This is a genomic window from candidate division KSB1 bacterium, assembly GCA_034521575.1.
Classification (GTDB): Bacteria; Zhuqueibacterota; Zhuqueibacteria; order Residuimicrobiales; family Krinioviventaceae; genus JAXHMJ01.
Genome location: JAXHMJ010000005.1, coordinates 1471885 through 1493593, shown reverse-complemented (window position 1 = coordinate 1493593; position 21709 = coordinate 1471885). Strand labels below are relative to the sequence as shown.

Below are 21709 nucleotides of genomic sequence, written 5' to 3'. Positions count from 1 at the left end.
CGATATATTAAAGTTGATCATTTAAAGCACAAACCGACATACTCTCAAATCAGAATACTTATTTTCAGGGAAAAATGCAAGCAGAAAAGTTACTATGGAGTAGAGTTGGATTAACTGTAATTGGCTGGAACAAACGGCAAATGGGCTTTGCCTGGCGGGTGTGATTCAGTTCATTGACAATTGCTGTTGTTTTGAACTTGAATTTCTATTTTCCCCGATTGCTTGCTGTTGATATTCAGCCTCGAATCCAGTTTTCCAGAGAGAGTGTTTCAAATCTGCGGAAATGCTTAATATTGCCGGTGATCAGTTTTGAGCATTTTGTCAAAGCGGTTGATGCAATGAGTATATCGGCGTCCGGTAATCGAGTGTTTTTGTTGTATAAACCGGATTTCAATTCTCCGAATTTTTGCATGATCTCAAAATCAGTATGAATGATATCAATAGACATGATAAATTCTTCAACAAGATTTAAATTTTCAGCCGGATATTGAGACCTGTGAGCCCCATAAAATAATTCACCGACACTGATAAAACAAATTGCCACCTGTTCATCACATCGTATCCGTTGTTCAATGACAAACTCATTACCCCGTAATAGTTCTATACAGACATCCGTGTCTATTAGAATCATAGTTTAAATTCCCGCCCCTGGGTTCTGCTTTCATAAATATCCTGAATGATTTCCCGAGTGGATCGGTTATCCTGCCATCTGTTCGATAACTTTTTCCATATGTCGGTTTGAATCTCTTTGTTGATATTTTTATCAATATCGAGCTGTTTTTCCCGAGTCTGAACACCTCGTTCCAAAACGAACAGTATTTGACTGTTCAGACTGCGTCTTTCTATTTTGGACAGTGTTCTGATTTTACTCATGACGTCTTTGGGAATGTTTCTGATTGTTATATTCATGCAATTTACCTTTAATATGAATCATAAAAGTTACATAATAGTTATAAAATAGTTATATTTGTTGTTATTGTCAAGACATATTCGTCTCTCCTGCCAACATTTCAAGCGGAAAGTAGGATTTAGTGCAAGAGTATTCAATATGGATATCAGGGCGAACCAATGCAGTTATGCGAATTCACACTCTCCCCGAATTTTTTGTTCACAAATCCGTTTGCCATTCATTTCTGGTTCAGAATTTCAAGACGCTTCTCCCCGGATATTCCCTGATAAGGCATCTTTGGAAATGTTGAACGGGTATACCGGTCATGTTGCCGATAGCGTACGCCATTGTGAATCATCAAGGCCCGGTAGGCATCTTCTTCCCAGTCATACTGTCCGGTTGGGCCTTTGTGAGGATAAACAAGGATTTCAGCTGCACTATCACGGGTGCGTTGCAGTCCATCCTGCATATAATGTTTGACCGCTTTGCTTCTGAATGATTTGCCGCGCGCATAGATCCGATATGAATAGTACAATTGGCTCGTGGCAGCATGCAGGCGCGCCGTCAGCAGGGTGCGTTCAAACAGATGCAGCGTTGTATTGTACAGATTCCGGTCAGTCACGTACGCTTGCGACTCTCTGACTTGTTCCAATGCCTGTTCAGCCAGCCGCACGCCGTATTGTTTTTCCGTGATGATCTTTTCCAGCCACTCCTCGTTCATTAATTCCCCAGGCGTCAGCCATCCGGTTTCGAGGACCCATTCACTTTCCTTTGCCAGCTGATTGCTTTCCCGACTTTTGTACCAGGCCGGAGCCAGATGGTTGACGATATCTTTCCAATAATGAAACTCTTGATTAACACCATGCCCGATACGAATGACCGGCGGTTCCAGCCACTTTCCGGAGACATGCCGCTGATAGGCGGAATCGTTTTCCGGATCCAGTCGGGAATGCGAGGTAGTGGTCAAACCGAGCGTGTATAATGAGGATGAAATGATGTCCGAAGCGTTTTTAAACGCGGGTTTGAGATAGGGGAGCGCCTGTTCACCGTAATGCCGGACGATAAATTCATCGTAAATTTGATCCACCGATACAGAAGGGTCCTCTGCTATGCGCTTCAGGGTGTATACATTGATCTCGCAGGGCGTGCCGATAATCGACGTGTTGTTGAACCGATCCGTGCGCGCCACATAGCCTTTAACTCGCGGCATCGATAGATAGTATTTCCAGCGTTCGGCATGAATTCCGGGAAAAATACCGGCAATAATACCCTGACCGTTGTATTCATGCGCGGCGTCAAATTCGATGATGCTTTGTTGTCTGATATCCGCAACAAATTCGGCCGGCGGATGCGTGAGGAAAAAATCATGCGGGACTTCTTTGTTCATGACTCTGACATCCGGATGGCGAATCAGATTCAAACAGTTGAGCATTGCGTCGAGTTCTGAACGAGTATAGGTGAACGTACGGATCGTTAAGCTCAACGCGTGTTCATCAATGATCACGCCGGCAAGCGTATCTACTAACGCCGCCAGTTTTTCTGCTTCGGACGCCATGGTCTGCGAATATTGATCTTCGATATGCGCGCCGGTTTCGATAAAGGTCAGAATGATCCCGTCAATATTCGGAACAAGGCCCAGCAACTCCCGATAGTCCCCTTTCAGCCAGGACCAGAATTCCGGATTGTCCAGATCAAGGGTGCTGTCCGGGCCGCTGCGGAATCGCTTCGGATAATAATTTAGATGATAGAGCGCGTGATCCCAGACGGTCACCTCCTCGATGCCCTGTTGATGTGCCAGATCGACCAGTTCGTTTACTGCAGCAGCGCGTTCCGGATTGCGCAGGTCTTTGAGATTCATGACCAGCTGATGCGAAAGCTGCAGGTGATTGATGTTCCGGTCAGCCGCGGTTTTGATGACCTGTTCTGCGGATGCCTGATCGTCGCTCAGGATATTCCAGCCCCTGACGAATTGCGCGGGGCGGGGATAAAGAACGGCTGTAAAAAACAACAGCATGATGATTATTCTTGAACCCATGAAACTATTCCTGTTTTTTTGTTTACCAGCGGTTCAGATTTTGTTTCAGCAGACGTTTGGTAACCCGTTTTAACAGTTCATCTTTGTTCACCGACATACCGATCTCGCAGTTGGGGTCTCTGCCTTCCACAACCACGGTATAGCCCTCGCCGACCACATCCACATAGGCAGGACGCGTCTGGAACAACTCCGGCCACAATACCATGGCCACCGGCGCCACATCGAATAACGTCGGATCTGGCTGGGCATAATCTTCATACCGCCACAGGGTGTACAGGGCATCCACGGCATTGGTCAGAGGTGATTCGCGCAAATTCAGACGTTCGCGGTACGATTCGGTCAATTTGATGTGGGTAATGTCCAGTCCCGCATAGGTAACGGGCGCGCCGGATGAGACAAAGGCGTTCGACGCCTCGACATCGGCGCGCACATTCCATTCGTTGGTGGGAATCGGCGAATCGCCGTAACCGACGTAAAAGGAGCCAAACATGGAATAGATGTGTTTGACTTTTTTCAGCGCCTGCGGGTCTTTGTCGATGATATCCTTGATATTGGTGACCGGTCCCACGGTGAACAGAATGATCTCGCCGGGATATTGGTTCAACTGCTCGATGATAAAATCGCTGCCGGATTGTTTGATCGGCTTTATCTTGTCAAAACCGTCCGCCCAGTCAAACTGATGCGAGCGGCTGTCATCGGTCTGACGGCCCAGCACCACGGGGATGTGGGTCATGCCGGTTTCGTACAGCAGGCGACAAGCCACGCGACCGCGTGCCGGCGTATTGCCATTGTCCATGACCAGTCCCAGTACCTCGAACTCGGGACTGCTCAACACCAGAGCCACGGCATAGGCGTCATCCACGTCTCCGCCCAGATCGCAGTCAAAGATAATTTTCTGTTTTTCAGCTCCCATAACCTGAATACTCGAGAGACCGAGTACTAGAAGAATAACGAACTTTGCTTTCATGATACTATCTCCTGTTATTGAATAGTTCAGTTTTTGTCCGGTTCCGGTCCCATCTGCAGTTCGAGCGTGCCGCCAGCTGCAATATCGCGGTGCAACAGTATTGGCTGTTTCAGGGTTTTGCCGTTCAGCTCCGCCGACTGGATGTACCGGTTGGTTTTGGAATTGTTGTGCGCAATAATGGTGAAAGTGTTTCCGCTGTAATAGGTTTCATGTAAATTCAGAATGATTTTTTCAAACATCGGACTGCTTAAATCGTAATAGGGCTCGACCGAACAGCCGCCTTTCATCTCAAACAATCCCATAGACAAAAGCGCGCACAACGATCCCATTTGACCTTCATCTTCCTCGCCGACCCAGCCGCTGTAGGGGGAGGTGTTGAACAGATCATCGACCACGTGACGCGAGTATTTTTGTGTTAACCAGGGTTTGCCGGAATAATTGAACAAAAACGGCGCCTGCAGATTGGGCTGATTGCTTAGATCCACATAGCCGTGTTCAAAACCGGTTTCGAGGCGTCTGTTAAATTCTTCCAAGCCTAATAGATCAATTAATCCCTTTAGATCATGCGGCACAAACCAGGTGTACAGCCAGGCATTGCCTTCCATGTATCCGGGACCGTTCCATCCGCCTTCGGTGCCCATACGGAACGGATCAAAGTCCTGAACCCAGCGGCCGTCCGCGTGTCTGCGCCGCATATATCCGGTTTGTTCATCGTAGACATTTTGATAATTCATCGAACGCTCGGTAAAAGTCTTTACGTCTTTCGCCTTATTCAGCGCCTTGGCGAACTGAGCCAGGCACCAGTCGTCATAAGCGTATTCGAGGGTGTTGGACACCGGACCATATTCTTCCGGCACATAACCATATTCCATATACGGAGCAAGATGCCGGTTGCCGGCGAATCCGCCGCAGGGATGTTCGATTCCGGGCGTGATGTAATCGTGCTTGATGGCGCGATAGGCTTTTTCCGCATCAAACTCGGCAATACCTTTTTGAAAGGAGCTGATCAACAGCGCATTGTGATGCTGCGCGCCCATGATCGGGGCATATTCCAGCGCCGTCGGCGCTTCCGGGATCCAGCCCCCGGCGTCGTACAACTCTAAAAAAGAATGGCTGATCGAATTGGCATATTCCGGTGCGATCAGAGTCCAGAGCGGGATCAAGGTCCATTGCGCGCCCCAGAAGCCGTCGCCGCTGTACACCGCGTCCGCCGGAGCTTTGATCGTGCGGATTTTTTCGCACATGTCGCGGTACTCGCCGTTGACATCGCTGAGAATATTCTTGCCGGTGAAACTGCGGTAGAGATTGGTGTAAAATTTCACCCGGTCGTCCTGTGTACCGCCCTGCACTTTAACACGTGACAGTAAATCGTTCCAGGCCTGGCGGGCCTGTTGCACGGCGGTGTCAAAGTCGCCGTGCATTTCCTCATTTAGATTCAGTCGGGCGTTTTTAATACTGACAAACGAAATACCGGTTTGGATCGTAACTGTTTTTGCCTCTTTCCCGGGGAAATTGAGAATGACGCCGCTGTTGGCCGCGGACGTGAATGATTGCACATCCTTTTCGATGTGGTACGGACGCCGCCAGGCGGTGCCGTATTTGACATTATCGCCGCTATAGGGCTGGTACTGCCATGCGTCCATACTCGCCACCGGCTCGCTGAACCGGGACACAAAGTAAACCGCGTAATCGTCCGCGTACTGATTGGACTGTTCAATAAAGCCTTCAATTTCAGTCTCCGAATTCCGCGTGACATGTGTGGCCCTGATCTCGTTGAGTTCCTCGGCCGGAATGTCCAGGTTCAGCAGCAGCTGTGCTGTTTTGCCCTGCGGATAAGTCGCCCGGATCATGCCGCAGCGCAGGGTGGCGGTCAATTCCACAGTGATATCATAATCCAGTAAATGCACGGAATAGTATCCCGGAAATCCGGTTTCGCTTTCTTTTTTATAACGCGACCGGTAACCGGCTGTCCACATATGCCCGAACGGACCGTCCGCCTGTCCGGGAAACAGTTTGCTGTATTCTTCGCCGAACTCCAGGTTCCCGGACACTGGCATATAACTGACCCCGCTCAGACTCATCCCATGCAGATGACTGAATCCGGAAATACTGCCCACCGTATATTCATAGCCTCCGTTCCAGACGTTTTCCTGGTTATCCGGACTCAGTTTGACCAGTCCGAACGGCATACAGGAGCCCGGGAACAGCATCCAGCGGGAATTGGAGGTGCCGGTGAACACATTGACCTGGTCAACCGGCGGTTTACCGGCGTGTAGAGTCAGAACCGGGAGCAGAAATATTAAAATGAATGTTTTTATGGACATGTTGATCCTTTTATTTTATAATGTATTTTTTTGTGTCGAAAAAACAAGTGGTGATTCGCGCCAGCCTAATGTCCTGGTAAAAAATGGCAATAGTCATATTAAATAGGGGGAACAGGATGCTTGTCATGGATGCTCCTGCTGGAACAAGTTTATCGGACTGTTATGTACCAGTAGGGAATAATACGCATTATGGTTGAATTAATCAAGGATTTTGAGGCGGGATCAGATACAGCAGTATGAAATACGGGTATGGGTACGGGGTTTGAGGTGAGGGATACGAGGTGCGGGAGCATGGGAGAGTGAGAAAAATTTGTCAAAAATGGATAGGCAGCCGCGATGTGATGAATCGAATTGTGTTCAGGAGGGGGATACTTTTCCCTAAAAATCAGGTTATTAATATCCGGTAAACTCAACGGGAGGATTTGGGGACTTTTTCTGTCTTGATTTGATTGTTCATGCAAACGCTTTGATTCTGAAACGAGTCAGGACGATTGTCTGGTGTACCCAGTCCGGTTTCGGCGGTCGACTAGCCTGGTCGACCTACTATTATATGGAGCGGGCGGCCTGGCTGCATCGAGGGGGAGTCTTTCACCTTTAAATCTTATGGTATGGAGATGGATTTAGCGGTCACTTTTCTTAAAACTTGTCACTTAAAACGGGTTTCACTCTTTCCTTCCTCCTTTTTACTGTCATTCCTGAAAGCCCAAATCTAATCATCCCGCAAAAGTATACGTATAAATCATCAGCAGTTGTACGTATACTTTTTCTTCAGAACGGGTCCCGGCGGTTTCTGGCTATAGACACCGACAATATTTTACAAAACAAGTATAAAAACGCTTGATATTGTAAGAATTATTTGATAATCTTGATATACTTGTATCAAAAAACTATCAAGGTGAAACTATGACAACAGCACAGCAGAACCGGCGGTCTTTTTTGCTGAATGTGTCTGTGATGGGCGCAGCTGCAGCAGTGAGTGGGGGACAGGCATTGGCAATGGACAACGGCCGTCTGGACGGAGCCGAGTTAAAAATCGGTTCCATCTCCGACACATCCTGTTACCATCCCTTGCAGATATTACAGTTCACCGCGCCTGCCGGACGGCAGATTCAGGTGCTGGACAGCCGCGGCAGTGTGTATCACGAGTTTAAATCCGAATCTGAAAACCGCATCCGCATCGGCGGGACCCTGGGACATCATTTCATTGTGATGCGCTCGAAAACGGGAGCAGAACAGGACGTGGCCGCTTTTCATGTCGATTGTCACAGTGCAATCCGGGATGAAAAACAAGAGTTTTCTCGCATCATGGATATGCTGCGCTATACCATGGATCACAGCGGTTATGGCGTGGCCCAGACCCGGCGCATGAATGGCAAACTCTATCACTATTACTCCAGCTGGTTCCAGGATCATATGTATATCGCCAAAGGCAAAAAATATTTTTATCGTATGCTGAAATCCGGCGTGAATCTGTATACGGACGGTCAACGCAAAGACGGGATGATTCATGACAATTACAAACACCCCTATAGTCACACCTCATCCTGGTCGGACCGCTTTGATTACGGCAATTTTGTCACGGTTCCCGAGGATGAGCATTCCTCCTGCATCTATGTGCGCGTGCCGGTGGAGAATATCGCCGAGTTTACCTATCTGGAATCGGTGTACGATGTCTGGAAGATCACCGGCGATTTCAACTGGATGCAGAGAAAACTGGACAGCATGCTGAAAGCGGTCGATTATGCCACCACCGATCCCTATCGTTGGTCCGAGGAGTACAAACTGCTCAAACGCGGCTATACCATTGATATCTGGGATTTCCAGAGCATTGAGGACGCCGAACGCGCCGGCGGCGACATTATGCGCGTATATCTGGACAAGACCAAATTCAACATCATGTACGGCGACAATGTGCGACTGGCACAGAGCTGCCTGTATTTGTCCGAGATGCTGCGGGCGGCCGGTCGCGCGGATGAGGCGAAACGCATGGAAAAACTGGGGCGCGGTCTCAAACGCCGCATTGACGAGTTGTCCTGGAACGGCCGGTTTTACACGCATCAGATCCCCATTGATCCGGTGCAGCGGGATTTCGGCGATACGGATACTTTGGAACAGGTGACTCTGTCGAATGCCTGGGCGCTGAATCACGGTGTGACGCACGAACAGGCGGTGGCGATTATCCGCACTTATCAGCGCATCCGTGAACAGATGCCCGAGACGTCGCCCGGTGAGTGGTACTGCTGTTATCCGCCCTTTGAAAAAGGCTGGCATGTGAACAAATGGGAATATATGAACGGCGGCGTGTCGCCGATCGCCGCCGGGGAACTGGCCCGGGGTGCGCTGGAGCACGGTTACGAGTCCTATGGCGCCGATATCCTGCGGCGTGTGTACGATCTGGCGCAACAGACCAACAATGTCATTCAGGGCTGTTACAAGGGTAAAATTATTCCACCGCCGCCGCGCGAGTTTACCACACTCGATCTGCGGGATGCGGCCAACGCCGATCTGCATGGCGACGGCGCGCCCGGTGTGCCGGGCTGGACCGGTGAGGGCGACAATGATCTGCGCAACATGCCGGTCGGGGACCAGGTGTTTCACGATATTCCGTTTGCGGTGATCGATCCGGCGAAAAACAGCCGGCGCGCGGTTCTTGCGCTGTCCGGAGACCCCGATTACAAACAAGAGTCGACCCTGAATCTGAATCAAAAAGCCGCCAGTCTGTATGTTTTGCATACCATGGGCGGCGGCGCGGGCAACGCATTGTGCGCCGGGTCCGTGACTCTGCACTATGCCGACGGCAGCTCGCACACCCGCTACATGTACACGGTCGGTGCAAAAGAGATCGGTAACTGGTGGCAGCCGTCGGTGCCGAATCCGCGCAAAGGCATCCCGCAGATAAAAGTCGCCTGGAGGGGAGAAAATCCGGTGACCAACGATGTGGGGGTGTATGTGTTTGGCCTGAACAATCCGAATCCCGACAACGTGATCGAATCCATTGAATTCAATGCCATGAAATCCGACGTGAAATGGATGATCCTCGGTCTCACGCTGTGTGACGCACAGGTGTATTTCAAACCGAGTATCGTGTCCACGATTCCACAGCAGTGGGCGGCAGCCGAGTGCATGTACGCGCTGATGGAAGGCCTGGCGGGCATACAGAATGCGGGCACTGCTTTTGACCGGGCGCGAATTGCGCCGCGCTGGAGCGCAGCGGGGGTGAAAAAGGTATCGGCCACAGCAAAGTACGAAGCGTCCGGCGGTTATGTGTCCTATGAATACCGGTACGATCAATCGTCCAAACAATTATCCCTGACCTTTACCGGCAGTGCGGATCACAGTCAGGTGGACCTGCTGCTGCCGGAAGGCGCCCGGGTTCGCAGCGCGCACCTGAATGCCGCTGACATTCCGGTCCGGACGCTCAGCGTCGAACAATCGGTTTATCTGAGTGTTGCGGTTGAGGGAAAAGGGCCGCACGAGTTAACAATAAATCTGAAAACGAGTTGATTTGATTGTATGTCAAGAGGCAGTGCGGTCAGTGGTGTTGATATCGCCCTTTCAGGGCCTGGATGGTGCTCTGATCTCTGGAATGCGGTTCATGGTCGGATCGTACCGGAGTGTTGCGGTTGTGTCTAATTATTTACTTTCATCGCCGGCCCGCGCCCCACAGGCCTTTTTCAGTAAAAGTGAGGAAAGAGTTCAACTCCCGGCGACCCTTTTTGGGGTTCTATGTTTTGTCAATATTTACAAGATGATCATTAAAAGTCTTGATATTGTGCAAATTATTTAATAATCTTTGTTCATATCAATATTATTTAAAATGGAAAACCCGGGACAATGATACATCAGCGCTTGCGTTATTGTTTTCTTAAATTTGTCTGTTACGGACGCGCCGGAGGCCGTCAGCAACGGACAGGCCGTTTCAAATGGAGCATGGCCGCATGACCGAAACCGAATTAAAATCAAGTAAATCTTGGTGTTTCGATTGAGGGCAAGGAGGCGCATGAAAAGTCAGCCTGATGTGAACCAACTGCGAGGAGCGTTATGAATGTAAAACTTTCAGATATTCTGGAAGCAATGGAGTTTCAGAGCGAGTTTTCACGTTCCTTTCTGAACAAGGAAACCGGCGAGATTGTCTATGTGACCGATGATATTTTTCTACATGTCGAAGACAGTGATGATGACAGCGGTTTGTTTGATGAAGAACAGGAACAGGCCGCTTTGGCGCGTGATATCCTGGATACGAACAAGTATATCGAGTTTCCGGAAAAGGATGCCAGAGAAGAGTGGACTCTCTTGCGTGACTTTTGTCAAAAGGTATCTGATGAAAAAACAGCTAATGAGCTGTACAACCTGATCCAGGGCAAAGGCGCATTTCAACGCTTTAAACATGCTGTCATTCGATATGGCCTGGAAGATGATTGGTATGAATTCCGGGATCAGGCACAAGAGCAGGCAGCCATTGCCTGGTGCCGGGAGAACGGCATCGAATACGAATAAACCTCTTTTTAAAACTATCGAATCGAAATCCGCTGAAGAACTTTGATCTTAAACGATTTACATGAACTCAACAATCCTTTGGACTGTTCATTGAACGGGTATCACCCGCAGGACTGTTTGCAGCTGGAAAGCGGTCAGGTTGCCATGACTGATACGGCCGGTGTGCTAAAGCTGTCAGGATTTCCGGATGATCCGCAGTTGTGCGGGCAGGACTGGGCGCTGAAAATCAAGCGGGTAGAGGAGTAGAATTTTGATAGGCCCAAAAAGGCCAAAGAAGCGCCGTTCAATCAGTATATCTTTAGATTCTCAAAATTTATACTTGAGGATATATGGACTCTATTGAGATCGTAGTTTTTTACGTCTCATTTGCGCTTCTGATTCGTCTTTACCAAGTTTGATGCGGTTGATTTGTTCTTTATCAGATAAACGTTCTTTGATAATTTTACAATACGCCTGATTCAGTTCGGTGCCCAGCCAATTTCTTTCAAAAGCTTCCGCTACGGCAAAAGTTGTACCGGATCCGCCAAAAGGATCAACAATTAGATCACCCGGATGGGAGGAAGATAAAATGCATCTTTTCAATAATTCCGCGGGTTTTTGCGTTTTATGCGGCGTTTTTTCCCATGAGCCGTTTGAAAGAGTGGGAATCTCAAAAACATCTTTGGGTTTGGCTCCGTTCGGATTGGGCTCCCATACATATTTTTTACCTTTGCCATTGTTGTATTGAGACGTTTCAGCTTGACTGCGTTTTGGGTATTTTAAGGTATGCGCATTATAAGGAATCCTGACATTATCGATGTTAAATGTGAATTTTTTGCTTTTTCTAAAGTGCAGGATGCTCTCATGTGAGCGCCCCCAGTCATTGCCCAAATTGGCTTTGTTGCGGTAATACCAAACCAGCCATTTGCAGCCCTGAAAAAGATCATCAGCCGCCCATTTAATGTCAGCCAGGATTTCACTAAATCCGCAAATATAAATGGTGCCTTTCGGTTTCAATACTCGATGAGCTTCCTTGATCCATTCCAGACTCCATTCCACGTACTGTTTTTGTGAATGAAATGTGTCCCATTCCGCTTTTTTGATGTTATAGGGCGGATCAGCAAATATGAGATCTATGGACTCGCTGTCAGTTCTCCTGAAAAAGTGAATCACATCATGGTTATATAAATTTCCCAGTTCAGTGCTGAAATATGGCTGCCCGAGAGTCGTGCCCATTTCCATTGTGCCATATTGCAATTGCAGGTCATTAATAAGATTATCGACTTGTTCTTTGGTATATAGCCGATAATTGTTCATTTGATTTCTTTGAGACGGGAATTTCCCGGATTTATCCCAGCGTCTGAGCGTCTCTTTACTCACTCCAATGAGTTCTGCGGCTTGTTGAATAGTATAAATGTTTGCCATTTCACCCTCAAAATATAGCAAGCTTGTACAATATTTTACAATATAGAATTATAATAATGCAACATATTTTTACTCAAACACTTTTTGCACCTCACAACAACAGGACCAACTATGAAAAAAACATTTCTTTCGACCACCGGTAATACATTCATGTACAATGATGCCCCGGTTCGACTGCGCGGATTCGGACTGGGCAACTATCTGAATCTGGAACATTTTATGTTTGGATTTCCAGGCACGGATGCGCAGATTCGAGAGGCCATTGTGCATGCGTTTGGGAAAAAGCGTGCACAGGCGTTCTGGGATCACTATTACACCTGTTACACCGATGAGGCGGACCTGGGATTTGTCGCCACGCTCGGATTAAATACGGTGCGTGTTCCGGTCAATCACCATTTGTTTTCCGGTTCGTTTGAAAAGAGTGTAGGGGTGCGTGAGATCGACCGACTGCTCAAATTCTGTGAGCAGCATCGAATCTGGGCCATTCTGGATATGCACACCGCACCCGGCGGACAAAACCCAGACTGGCACAGTGACAATCCGAACGGGGAGGACCGGTTCTGGGGCGATGAACCGGCACAGACAGAAATGGTTGAGCTCTGGCAAAAGATCGCCGATTATTACAGTGATGCGCAATGGATCGGCGGATATGATGTGCTGAATGAGCCCTGTTATTTTAATCACGAATATGACGAGGTGATGCTTCGGTTTTATTCGCAATGTACAGATTCGATCCGTCAAGTGGATTCGAATCATATTCTGTTCTACGAGGGCAATGTGTATGCGCGCGATTTTTCCATGTTCCGCAGCAATCCGGATGAAAATTGTTCCTACTCGTTTCATCTCTACCCGTTTCTGCAAATCCCTGATGATCTGGATGCAACCGATTTGCGCAAGCCGATCGAGATGAGTCTGGCGCGCGATGTGACGTTGGCGCATTTGCGCGATCTGAACAAGCCGCTATTCTGCGGTGAAACCGGTCATCCGCAGCATTTGCCGAATCATTTTGATGCTCTGGCTGGGTTTCTGGATGTGCTGGAAGAACAAGCCATATCCTGGGCGTTGTGGCCGCTCAAGGATTGCGGTTCCATGGGGGTGATCAATCCGCCGGAAAACGGCAAATGGGCGCATCTGATGCAGGATCTCACCGGCGGCTGGAATTTCTGGGATTTGTTCAGCAAAGACAGTATATTGGCTTCTGACGATATGGAAAATCGCTACCGGTTTTACAAACAATTGATCGCAGAAACCACAAAGGCGCACGAGACCTTTGCCGTGAATCTTTCTCAAACGGATTTCAAAGAATGGGATGATGCTGTAGACGAGTTTGCGTTTTCCCGGGCGCAGCTGTACGAACCTTTGGTGTTACTGGTGAATGAACATATGACAAAACACAGGAGGTCGATATGAGATCCAGACGGCAATTTTTAAAACAGTTTGCAGCCGGGGGATTGAGCGCCGGATTGTTTTCAATTTTCCAATGCGCCGATTCTCACAAGAGCAAACAACCCAACATCCTGCTCATTATGGCGGATGATATGGGATTTTCCGACCTGGGATTTATGGGCTCCGGTATTCAGACACCGAATATTGACCGACTGGCCCGCAACGGTCTGGTTTACAATCAATTTTACAATACCTCCAGGTGCTGTCCCACACGCGCGTCATTGCTCACCGGACTGTATCAGCATCAGACCGGAATGGGGTGGATGACTGTAGCGGATCTGGGACATCCCGGCTATACGGGCGACCTCAATGAACATTGCATCACCATCGCCCAGGCCCTGCAGCAGTCGGGTTACGCCTGCTATATGACCGGGAAATGGCATGTCACCAGCGACAAAACCATGAAACCCAAAGGCCCGAAACACAACTGGCCGCTGCAGCGCGGGTTCGATCGCTATTACGGCCATTTGTCCGGGGGCGGCGGCTATTATCATCCGAAGAATTTAATTGAGGGCAATGAGTGGTTGGACGTCCCGGAGGATTTTTATCTGACCACGGCGGTCAATGAAAAAAGCGAACAGTTCCTGCGCGAGCATATGGAGACGAACAAGAACCAGCCCTTCTTTTTCTATGCCGCCTATTACGCGCCGCACCGGCCGTTGCATGCTCTGGAAAAAGATGTGGCCAAATACCGCGGAGCTTTTATGAAAGGCTGGGACCGCATGCGGAAAGAAAAGCTGGCGCGTCTTTATGAACTCGGTATAGCGGATGAATCCTGGCCATTGTCTGAACGGGATGCGCGAATTCCCGCCTGGGAGTCCTTGAGCGAAAAAGAAAAGCAAATCTGGGATGCGCGCATGGCCGTGTATGCCGGACAAATCGATTGTATGGATCAGGGCGTCGGTAAAATGCTCAATGTGTTAAAAGAATATGGTGAGCTGGAAAATACGCTTGTTTTGTTTTTGTCGGATAACGGCGGCTGCCATGAACCGCAGGGCGGTGAACTGGACTATGAGCAAATTGATGAACTGGGACAAGAGTATCCCATGCAGAGTTACCGCATACAGTGGGCCAATGTCAGCAATACGCCGTTCCGCATGTACAAACACTGGGTGCATGAAGGCGGTATTGCCACGCCGCTCATCCTGCATTGGCCTCAGCGTTTTGAGGCAAACGGCGAGATCATTCCGCAGATCGGACATGTCATTGATATTATGCCGACGCTTTTGGAGATTACCAACACCCCCTATCCACGGGAATGGAACGGTGTTCCCATCCATCCCTTGCCGGGCAAAAGTCTGGTTGCCAATTTTGACAGTGAGGTGTTTGAACGCGGACCCATTTTTTTCGAGCATACCGCCAATCGGGCCGTGCGCGATGGAAACTGGAAATTGGTATCCAAAAAAGTGCATGAACCTCCCTATGTGGGCGAATGGGAATTGTACAACCTGTCCCGTGACCGATCGGAGACTGAAAATCTGGCGGATCAATATCCTGAAAAAGTTGAAAATCTGGCGGCGCTCTGGGATCAATGGGCAAAAGAACATGATGTTTATCCCATTGACGGGCGCGGCTGGCATGAAAAAATTAAAAATCCCGGTTGAATTGAACAATGAAATTATTTGCCCCCTGACACCCCAGTCAAACAAATCGATTGCCGGGTCATTGCCGCCACAAACCGGGAATGATCAACTTTTCGGTTTGTTAAAAGAGATGAGCGCGGAGATATGTGCGCCTCTATCGAATGTCTTGACGTTTCGACTCGCGCCATCTGGGATGAGCATGAAGAACAGGGTCTGAATTTCGATTCTGAAAATTGCCCCAATCCATCTCACTCGAGCGCCCGGCTGTCGTTTTTTGCGGACTTTGCTGTTGTCTGAATTCTGGTCTGAACAATACTACTATTGGGATGGATTTAAAAGTGCGGGTTTTATTCAATTAAAGAATGCAAACAAGGAGGATCTATGAAGTATGTTTCTGTATTGATGGCTGTTCTGTTTTTAATTTTCGCCTGTGAACCAAAACCGGAACAGCAAAATGATGTCGAACAACAAACGATCGAGCCGGCACACCGTTCCTTGCCTGCTGTTTGTGTTTGGGACGGAGCCTCTGTCCGCCAAGGACCGTCTGCGAGTGCGGATTGGATCACCTCCCTTTCTCTCGGAGAAAAACTAACCTGGTTGGGCATGACACAGCCGGATTCGGCCAAACCTGAACGTTCTTATTACAAAATTATGCTGTCAGACAGCACGATCGGTTGGTCTTCGGAATACGTCATTGCCCAGGGAGAGCCGGGTGTGGTGGTGTCGAAAACCCCGGTGTTCAAGCGTCCGGATTTGATTACCATGACGGAAACCAATCTTGAGCCCATGTCCTTTGTGGCTGTGACAGAATCAGAAGGGATTGGGCTAGAGATTATCGGTAACCAGAATAAACCCAAAGGCTGGGTCAAACTGGATGCCGTCTCATTGCAGGAGAACGATATTGCCGTTGGCGTGATATACACAAAATTGCAGGAAATTGAAGATTCGGAAGAGAGACGTCAAAAATTACGCAATCTCATCACCAATCCGGTTTTTGAAAATTCAGTGTTTATTGATGATTTGAAAGAAGAATGGGACGAGATGGATGTTGATGACTAGACTGATAGCAAGTTAAAGGCGCTTTTTTAACCGTTATTGGTTTGTCTTTCAATGACAGGTTTTGTGATATCAAGATAATATCCTTTTAAATAGAAAAAAATGTATTTGCTCTAAAACTTTTTCTCATTATCTCCGTATACGCACACGAAAGGAGATGAAAAATGGAAAAGCATATTACCGTTGTTGCGGTTTTGAATTTGGTGTTTGGTGTGATCAAAATGATGGTTGGCGGGATATTGTTTCTCGTGATCGCCGGCGGCGGATTGATCTCGGGCGATCCGGAGGCGATGGCAATCACCTCCATTGTGGGCACCGTTCTGGCGATCTTTTTTGTGCTGATTGCGATTCCTGAAATCATTGCCGGTCTGGGACTGCTGAAATATCAACGCTGGGCGAGAATACTGACAATCGTCATCGCGGTTCTGGATTTGATCCAGTTTCCCATTGGAACCCTGATCGGCATTTATGAGCTTTGGGTGATGCTGGATGAAAAGACACAGCCGTTGTTTAAATAATATCAATGCGTTTCTTTTAAAAAAACAAACCACGCAGAGAAGCAAAGAGCGCAAAGAAAAAAGATTCACCCAAATTGTGCTATCAAAATGTAGCGCTTATATTGTCCGATAGAATTTTAAAATCCCGAAACAAGATAGCAAAAAGTCCTGTTTCGGGATTTTTTATTTGTGCCTTAATTTATGACTTTTGAAAAATGACTGTGTCAGGTATTTCATCATCCTGATTTCTAAAATTTTTCATCATACCGGGTCCACAGCAGGTCTCCCAGGTCCCAAGCCTGTTCAACCACTTTGTTTCCCCATTTGATGCCGTATTCCGTCAAGTATTTTTGCGCTTTCCCCGGGTCGGTTTTCAACAAATTCATGGCTTTGGCTTCCACGTCTTTTTGATTGTTCAGCAGTGTTTCCTGCATCGGGTCCCAGACCTCGCGTACATCATGGCGCATATCGCCCCAGCGCTGGGCGGTGAGGGTGCCCAACCGATTAAAGGCCCACCAGGCGCTTTCCCGGGTATAGCCGTTCACCCGGCCCGGCACTTTGTAGGGTTTCGCCACATCGGCGGCGCTGCAGTAAATGGGAGTATAGATGGAACTGGCGACATTGTCCATCGCCATCCAGACCACACCGCCGATTTCATCGGGTAGATCGGCTCTGGACTGTGTAATGGTGGCGTACATGGTATACCAGCGTGCGATCGTGCGTTCCCCGCGCCATCCCCAGCCGCCGTTGATGTCGAATACCTTGTTCATATCATAGGGCATAAACGGGTTGGCCAGCGGGGATAGAATCGTGTAACCGCTGTCATCGGTGACCGTGATATTCTTGACAAAGTTATAGTCTGTGCCCTCGTAATAATCCTGAAAAATGGATATGATTTTTTGCAGGCTCACCGGTTCGTCCGGTTTTACAGAAAACGGAAAGTTTTCCGCATTCGGATGCAGGTTCAGAGAAGGCGCCATGAGACTGAGAACACGCCATTCGCGTCGACGTCCGGCAAAAGATTCGCGTCCTTCCGGGTCGTAGGCATAACAGAACTCAAACGGACCGTCTTCCGGAGCCCACCACCCGCTGTCCCGGGCTACTTGAGTCAAATTTTCCGAGGCGAGAAAATATTCGCTATCGCTCACATCGACCTGGCGGATCCGGCTGGCATTGGCGTTCACGGATACATGGTCGTCCGGCACGCGTTGTGCGGCCCAGACGGCTCCCTTGTTGCCTTTTCCGGGACCGACAATTTCAAGGTGCCAGACTTGTTCTGTGTCTGCAATGGTCAGGCATTCGCCGTAATCATTCCATCCATAGGTCTTTAAAAGCGTTCCGGACAAATGGATCGCCTCTTTAACTGTTTTGCAGCGTTCCAGCATCAGCTGGACCAACTGCTGACAGTCAATCAATCCTTTTTCGGAACGAAGGCTTTCCCGGCCTCCAAACGTCGATTCTCCAATAGCCAATTGATGTTCATTCATACAGGGATAAGCTGTATTGATAAATCCATAGGTTGTATCTGCTTGAGTAATTTGTCCGGTTTCAATTTTTTTATACGTAGGCATGGTTTTAGAGTCATCATTGACCCGCTTCCGCATGGTGACTTTGGATCCCGGTGTATGGGTTTGTCGTTTTGTGATGTCCAGCCAGGATCGTGTTCTGTGACTGTCACAGGTATGCGAGGTGCTGACCCAACCGTCGTCGGATGCCAGTTTTCCTACCGTGATACTGGTACAGCCGTCCGGCCGGTCGCCTTCCCAGTCCTGTTTTGCGGATAGTGGTTGCATGAGAAGAATAATGGTAAATAGTACGATACATGTTTTCGGCATAAAGCTCTCCTTTGTTTTAGCACTAATTTAACGCCAAAATCCTGAAATCCAAATATTTTTTCAAACGGGACTTGGATTTCACTGCTTTATTTATCATATTCCTGTTATTCTCTGCTGTACACTTTTAACCGGAGGCGCCAAATGAAAGTTCTGGTACTCAACTGCGGAAGTTCTTCTGTAAAGTTTAAATTATTAGAAATGGCAGATGAAACCGAACTGGCCGGGGGAATTGTCGAAGAAATCGGCCATGCCTCTCAACTTTTTTTTAAAACGGGTGATAACAAAGAACTGACACAGAGTCTTGATATTAGCTCTTATGAACATGCGATTCAACTCGTCCTTGACACGTTGCTGGATAAGCGGTATGGCGTGATCGGCAAAAAAACCGAGATTTCGGCCATCGGACATCGTGTTGTACATGGCGGGCCGGAATTTGATCAATCAACTTTGATTACTGAACAGGTGATCAAAGCAATCAACGCCGTCATTTCTCTCAGTCCGTTACACAATCCGCCGAATCTGGAAGGAATATCAGCCTGTCAAAAATTATTTCCGGATACACCTCAAGTCGCCGTATTTGATACAGCCTATGGCGCCCGGCTTCCTCAGGCTGCATATGACTATGCCATCCCGGAACCCTGGAAAACGAAACATCATATACGGCGATATGGCTTTCATGGTACGTCCCATTCCTATGTGAGCAGCCGGGCTGCAGAGATCGTTCAACAGCCGCTGGAGGCGTTACGGATCATCAGTTGCCATTTGGGCAGTGGCGCCAGTGTTTGCGCGACACAAAATGGCCGTTGCGTGGAAACCAGTATGGGATTTACACCGCTGGAAGGCCTTGTCATGAGCACTCGGAGCGGCGATATTGATCCCGCCATTATACCCTTTATTGCCAAACATGAAGGATTGTCGGTAGAAGAAATTGACACTGTCTTGAACCGGGAAAGCGGATTAAAAGCCCTGTGCGGCACGACGGATTTTCGAGTTGCAGAGGAAAACGCTAAAAACGGTGATTCGGCTGCAGATTGTGCACTAAGACTCTATGCTCATCGCGTAAAAAAATACATAGGCGCTTATATGTGCCTGATGGGCGGGCTAGATGTTCTGATCTTTACCGCCGGTGTCGGTGAGCATTCAGCTTATATACGGGGGAAAATTGTATTTAATCTGAATGCATTCGGTTTACTGCTTGATCATCAAAGAAATGAAAGGAATGATTTAGATATCGGCAAAGGGCGTGTCAAGGTACTGGTGATCCCGACAAATGAAGAATTGGCCATCGCCCGAGATACCCGGGCCATTCTGGATCAATCAGAGAGAGGTGAAAAATTGTTTTAAAAACACAGGATTATTCGTGATCTAAACGTTGTTAAGAATGTATAATAACCATATAAACGGGAGGGAGTACTTTGAAGTCTGAACACGGCAAGGGCCGGGATATCGAATTTTTTGAAAATTATTTTTTTGTAAAACCATTCAGATGGGCGTTTTTCAGCTCTGTTTTTTACTTTGTGGTCTGTGTCGCATATATTTGGATCTCGGGGAATGTTGTCAAAAATATTGCAGCAAATACAGAAAATTTTTACAGTCTGGAAATAATAAAAGGGGTTGTCTTTGTCTTTGTGACTTCGGTGTTGATCTTTCTATTGCTATATATTCTTTTTAAACGGCTGGCTCATCAGCATGAAGAAATAATGGCCCAAAAAAATGAACTTTTGATTTCTCAACGCCAGGCAATGGCTGGCATTTTCGCTTCATCCGTCGCACATGATATTAATAATGTTTTAACCATACTGGATTACCATTGGTATTTGCTCACCCAAATTAACAAAGATGTAAAGATTGATGATGAGGTGCGTGAAAAATTTGGGGAAGCGATCAAAGATTTGCAAATATTGTCACAGCGTCTGATGAATACGGGTAAAGAGAACCTGCCATCAGAGCTGGAACTGTTTCGATTTTGCCAAGCTGATCAAGCAAACGATTGGATTTTTAAGAAAATACAAGGAAGTGAATCATTGCAACATTGAATATCGAGGGGAAGAAGAGTTTGAAATCGAGGGCAGCCCGACAATCTGTCGTCAGCTGCTTGTCAATTTAATTATTAATGCAGGGCGCGCGATTGATCATCAGGGACATATACTATTAGAGTTGCACCGGCATGAAAATAATGCCGTGCTCAAGGTACATGATGACGGGCCGGGAATTCCCGAGGAAGAACGCAATAATGTCCTGAAAGCATTTTATACAACTCAGACAAAGGGTACGGGTTTAGGTTTGACCTCGATCAAAGTGTATGTTGATGTGTTGGGCGGCAGTATGGATATCTCTGATTCTGAATTGGGAGGCGCCTGTTTTCGAATTGAATTGCCCCTGTAAAATCAGGACAAACATTTTGAGTTTTGGGGGAATGTTATAGAAAAATTGTTGTTTTCGTTTAATAGAGTGAGGTTATAGGTTATAGGTTAAATTTAAAGGGGTAGACTATGGAAACGATAGCTGTGAAATTGCTGAGCCGATATGTCATCGCAGCGGGTACAATGGCATTCGAACTGGAAAAACCGGAGGGGTTTGGGTTTCAAGCGGGACAACACACCATCGTACAGTTGCCCGAGTTGAAATATGAAGACAAAAAAGGCGCGTCCCGTCCGTTCACGATTGCATCAGCGCCGGGAGCGGGAACTCTTTTGATTGTGACCCGACAAACAGGCAGTGGATTCAAAAAAACCTGGCAAGAATTACCGCTGGAATCTGAGATCAGAATCACACCGGCAAAAGGCGAACTCGTGCTTGATCAGGACAAGCCGGCTGTTTTTTTAACAGGAGGTATTGGAATAACGCCGTTCCGGTCAATGATTCTGGACAACTATCATGAGGGAGTGGAAACGCCATTGACGTTACTGTACAGCAACAAGACCGCTGAAACGGCTGCGTTCCATTCTTTTTTCACGCGGATGATAAAAGATTTCCCTGCTCTCAATTACGTTCCGACACTGACTGAAACCAATACTCATCATAATGACTGGAACGGGGAAAAACGCATGCTGGATGATGCTTTTGTTCGGGATTATGTGAATGATCTGACCGTTCCTGTCTGATTATATCAGCGGTCCGCCGGCGATGGTGACTGATTTGACGGATATTCTGAACCGCTTGGGAGTATCGGAAAA

At 47.9% G+C, this 21709-nt stretch carries 19 protein-coding genes; 12 read left to right on the top strand and 7 right to left on the bottom strand.

What is annotated here, in order from left to right; translation table 11 throughout:
- Positions 1-235: 235 nt before the first annotated feature.
- The 5 genes from U5R06_19740 to U5R06_19720 all read right to left on the bottom strand — a co-directional run bounded on the left by U5R06_19740 (position 236) and on the right by U5R06_19720 (position 6215).
- Positions 236-631 carry a type II toxin-antitoxin system VapC family toxin gene (locus tag U5R06_19740; protein MDZ7724977.1) on the bottom strand — a complete coding sequence of 132 codons (396 nt, stop codon included), beginning with the start codon at positions 629-631 and terminating at the stop codon, positions 236-238.
- Positions 628-909 carry a hypothetical protein gene (locus U5R06_19735; GenBank protein ID MDZ7724976.1) on the bottom strand — a complete coding sequence of 94 codons (282 nt, stop codon included), beginning with the start codon at positions 907-909 and terminating at the stop codon, positions 628-630. The genes U5R06_19740 and U5R06_19735 overlap by 4 nt, the downstream gene beginning before the upstream one ends.
- A 218-nt stretch (positions 910-1127) precedes the next feature.
- A complete protein-coding gene (locus tag U5R06_19730) occupies positions 1128-2924 on the bottom strand; it encodes a hypothetical protein (GenBank protein MDZ7724975.1) in 1797 nt (598 codons plus the stop codon).
- 22 nt (positions 2925-2946) lie between these two features.
- Positions 2947-3891 (bottom strand): nucleoside hydrolase, encoded by a 945-nt coding sequence (locus U5R06_19725; GenBank protein MDZ7724974.1) that lies wholly within the window; start codon positions 3889-3891, stop codon positions 2947-2949.
- Positions 3892-3917: 26 nt separating this feature from the next.
- A complete protein-coding gene (locus U5R06_19720; GenBank protein ID MDZ7724973.1) occupies positions 3918-6215 on the bottom strand; it encodes a GH92 family glycosyl hydrolase in 2298 nt (765 codons plus the stop codon).
- Between the two features lie 903 nt (positions 6216-7118).
- On the opposite strand from U5R06_19720, the gene U5R06_19715 reads away from it, so the two are divergent.
- The 3 genes from U5R06_19715 (at position 7119) to U5R06_19705 (ending at position 10958) form a co-directional block, all read left to right on the top strand.
- A complete protein-coding gene (locus tag U5R06_19715) occupies positions 7119-9719 on the top strand; it encodes a hypothetical protein (protein MDZ7724972.1) in 2601 nt (866 codons plus the stop codon).
- Between the two features lie 537 nt (positions 9720-10256).
- On the top strand, positions 10257-10712 hold the full coding sequence (locus U5R06_19710) for a UPF0158 family protein (GenBank protein MDZ7724971.1): 456 nt from the start codon (positions 10257-10259) through the stop codon (positions 10710-10712).
- 42 nt (positions 10713-10754) lie between these two features.
- The gene (locus U5R06_19705) at positions 10755-10958 is read left to right on the top strand and encodes a hypothetical protein (GenBank protein ID MDZ7724970.1); all 204 of its coding nucleotides are present in this window, start codon (positions 10755-10757) and stop codon (positions 10956-10958) included.
- 90 nt (positions 10959-11048) lie between these two features.
- On the opposite strand, the gene U5R06_19700 is transcribed toward U5R06_19705, so the two are convergent.
- A complete protein-coding gene (locus U5R06_19700; GenBank protein MDZ7724969.1) occupies positions 11049-12116 on the bottom strand; it encodes a DNA methyltransferase in 1068 nt (355 codons plus the stop codon).
- A 111-nt stretch (positions 12117-12227) separates the two neighbouring features.
- Here U5R06_19700 and U5R06_19695 point away from each other — a divergent pair, with 111 nt between their 5' ends.
- The 5 genes from U5R06_19695 to U5R06_19675 all read left to right on the top strand — a co-directional run bounded on the left by U5R06_19695 (position 12228) and on the right by U5R06_19675 (position 16719).
- On the top strand, positions 12228-13526 hold the full coding sequence (locus U5R06_19695) for a cellulase family glycosylhydrolase (protein MDZ7724968.1): 1299 nt from the start codon (positions 12228-12230) through the stop codon (positions 13524-13526).
- A complete protein-coding gene (locus U5R06_19690; protein MDZ7724967.1) occupies positions 13523-15166 on the top strand; it encodes an arylsulfatase in 1644 nt (547 codons plus the stop codon). The genes U5R06_19695 and U5R06_19690 overlap by 4 nt, the downstream gene beginning before the upstream one ends.
- 123 nt (positions 15167-15289) lie before the next feature.
- Positions 15290-15442: a hypothetical protein gene (locus U5R06_19685; GenBank protein ID MDZ7724966.1), complete on the top strand. Its 153-nt coding sequence runs from the start codon at positions 15290-15292 to the stop codon at positions 15440-15442.
- 84 nt (positions 15443-15526) lie between these two features.
- Positions 15527-16204, top strand: coding sequence for an SH3 domain-containing protein (locus U5R06_19680; protein ID MDZ7724965.1), 678 nt, complete (start codon positions 15527-15529; stop codon positions 16202-16204).
- Between the two features lie 161 nt (positions 16205-16365).
- A complete protein-coding gene (locus U5R06_19675; protein MDZ7724964.1) occupies positions 16366-16719 on the top strand; it encodes a hypothetical protein in 354 nt (117 codons plus the stop codon).
- A 227-nt stretch (positions 16720-16946) separates the two neighbouring features.
- On the opposite strand, the gene U5R06_19670 is transcribed toward U5R06_19675, so the two are convergent.
- Positions 16947-18533: a C69 family dipeptidase gene (locus U5R06_19670; protein ID MDZ7724963.1), complete on the bottom strand. Its 1587-nt coding sequence runs from the start codon at positions 18531-18533 to the stop codon at positions 16947-16949.
- Between the two features lie 141 nt (positions 18534-18674).
- On the opposite strand from U5R06_19670, the gene U5R06_19665 reads away from it, so the two are divergent.
- The 4 genes from U5R06_19665 to U5R06_19650 all read left to right on the top strand — a co-directional run bounded on the left by U5R06_19665 (position 18675) and on the right by U5R06_19650 (position 21637).
- A complete protein-coding gene (locus tag U5R06_19665; protein MDZ7724962.1) occupies positions 18675-19877 on the top strand; it encodes an acetate kinase in 1203 nt (400 codons plus the stop codon).
- Between the two features lie 71 nt (positions 19878-19948).
- Positions 19949-20569 (top strand): hypothetical protein, encoded by a 621-nt coding sequence (locus tag U5R06_19660; GenBank protein ID MDZ7724961.1) that lies wholly within the window; start codon positions 19949-19951, stop codon positions 20567-20569.
- Complete coding sequence (locus tag U5R06_19655; protein MDZ7724960.1) at positions 20550-20918, top strand: ATP-binding protein; 369 nt, start codon at positions 20550-20552, stop codon at positions 20916-20918. Before U5R06_19660 ends, U5R06_19655 begins: the two co-directional genes overlap by 20 nt.
- Positions 20919-21025: 107 nt before the next feature.
- Complete coding sequence (locus U5R06_19650; protein MDZ7724959.1) at positions 21026-21637, top strand: FAD-dependent oxidoreductase; 612 nt, start codon at positions 21026-21028, stop codon at positions 21635-21637.
- Positions 21638-21709 lie beyond the last annotated feature (72 nt).

Coding starts and splice junctions, on each gene's coding strand:
- U5R06_19715 (MDZ7724972.1), top strand. CDS start 7,119: ATGACAACAGCACAGCAGAACCGGCGGTCTTTTTTGCTGAATGTGTCT.
- U5R06_19700 (MDZ7724969.1), bottom strand. CDS start 12,116: ATGGCAAACATTTATACTATTCAACAAGCCGCAGAACTCATTGGAGTG.
- U5R06_19740 (MDZ7724977.1), bottom strand. CDS start 631: ATGATTCTAATAGACACGGATGTCTGTATAGAACTATTACGGGGTAAT.
- U5R06_19690 (MDZ7724967.1), top strand. CDS start 13,523: ATGAGATCCAGACGGCAATTTTTAAAACAGTTTGCAGCCGGGGGATTG.
- U5R06_19730 (MDZ7724975.1), bottom strand. CDS start 2,924: ATGGGTTCAAGAATAATCATCATGCTGTTGTTTTTTACAGCCGTTCTT.
- U5R06_19665 (MDZ7724962.1), top strand. CDS start 18,675: ATGAAAGTTCTGGTACTCAACTGCGGAAGTTCTTCTGTAAAGTTTAAA.
- U5R06_19675 (MDZ7724964.1), top strand. CDS start 16,366: ATGGAAAAGCATATTACCGTTGTTGCGGTTTTGAATTTGGTGTTTGGT.
- U5R06_19720 (MDZ7724973.1), bottom strand. CDS start 6,215: ATGTCCATAAAAACATTCATTTTAATATTTCTGCTCCCGGTTCTGACT.
- U5R06_19710 (MDZ7724971.1), top strand. CDS start 10,257: ATGAATGTAAAACTTTCAGATATTCTGGAAGCAATGGAGTTTCAGAGC.
- U5R06_19680 (MDZ7724965.1), top strand. CDS start 15,527: ATGAAGTATGTTTCTGTATTGATGGCTGTTCTGTTTTTAATTTTCGCC.
- U5R06_19695 (MDZ7724968.1), top strand. CDS start 12,228: ATGAAAAAAACATTTCTTTCGACCACCGGTAATACATTCATGTACAAT.
- U5R06_19650 (MDZ7724959.1), top strand. CDS start 21,026: ATGGAAACGATAGCTGTGAAATTGCTGAGCCGATATGTCATCGCAGCG.
- U5R06_19685 (MDZ7724966.1), top strand. CDS start 15,290: ATGTGCGCCTCTATCGAATGTCTTGACGTTTCGACTCGCGCCATCTGG.
- U5R06_19735 (MDZ7724976.1), bottom strand. CDS start 909: ATGAATATAACAATCAGAAACATTCCCAAAGACGTCATGAGTAAAATC.
- U5R06_19725 (MDZ7724974.1), bottom strand. CDS start 3,891: ATGAAAGCAAAGTTCGTTATTCTTCTAGTACTCGGTCTCTCGAGTATT.
- U5R06_19670 (MDZ7724963.1), bottom strand. CDS start 18,533: ATGCCGAAAACATGTATCGTACTATTTACCATTATTCTTCTCATGCAA.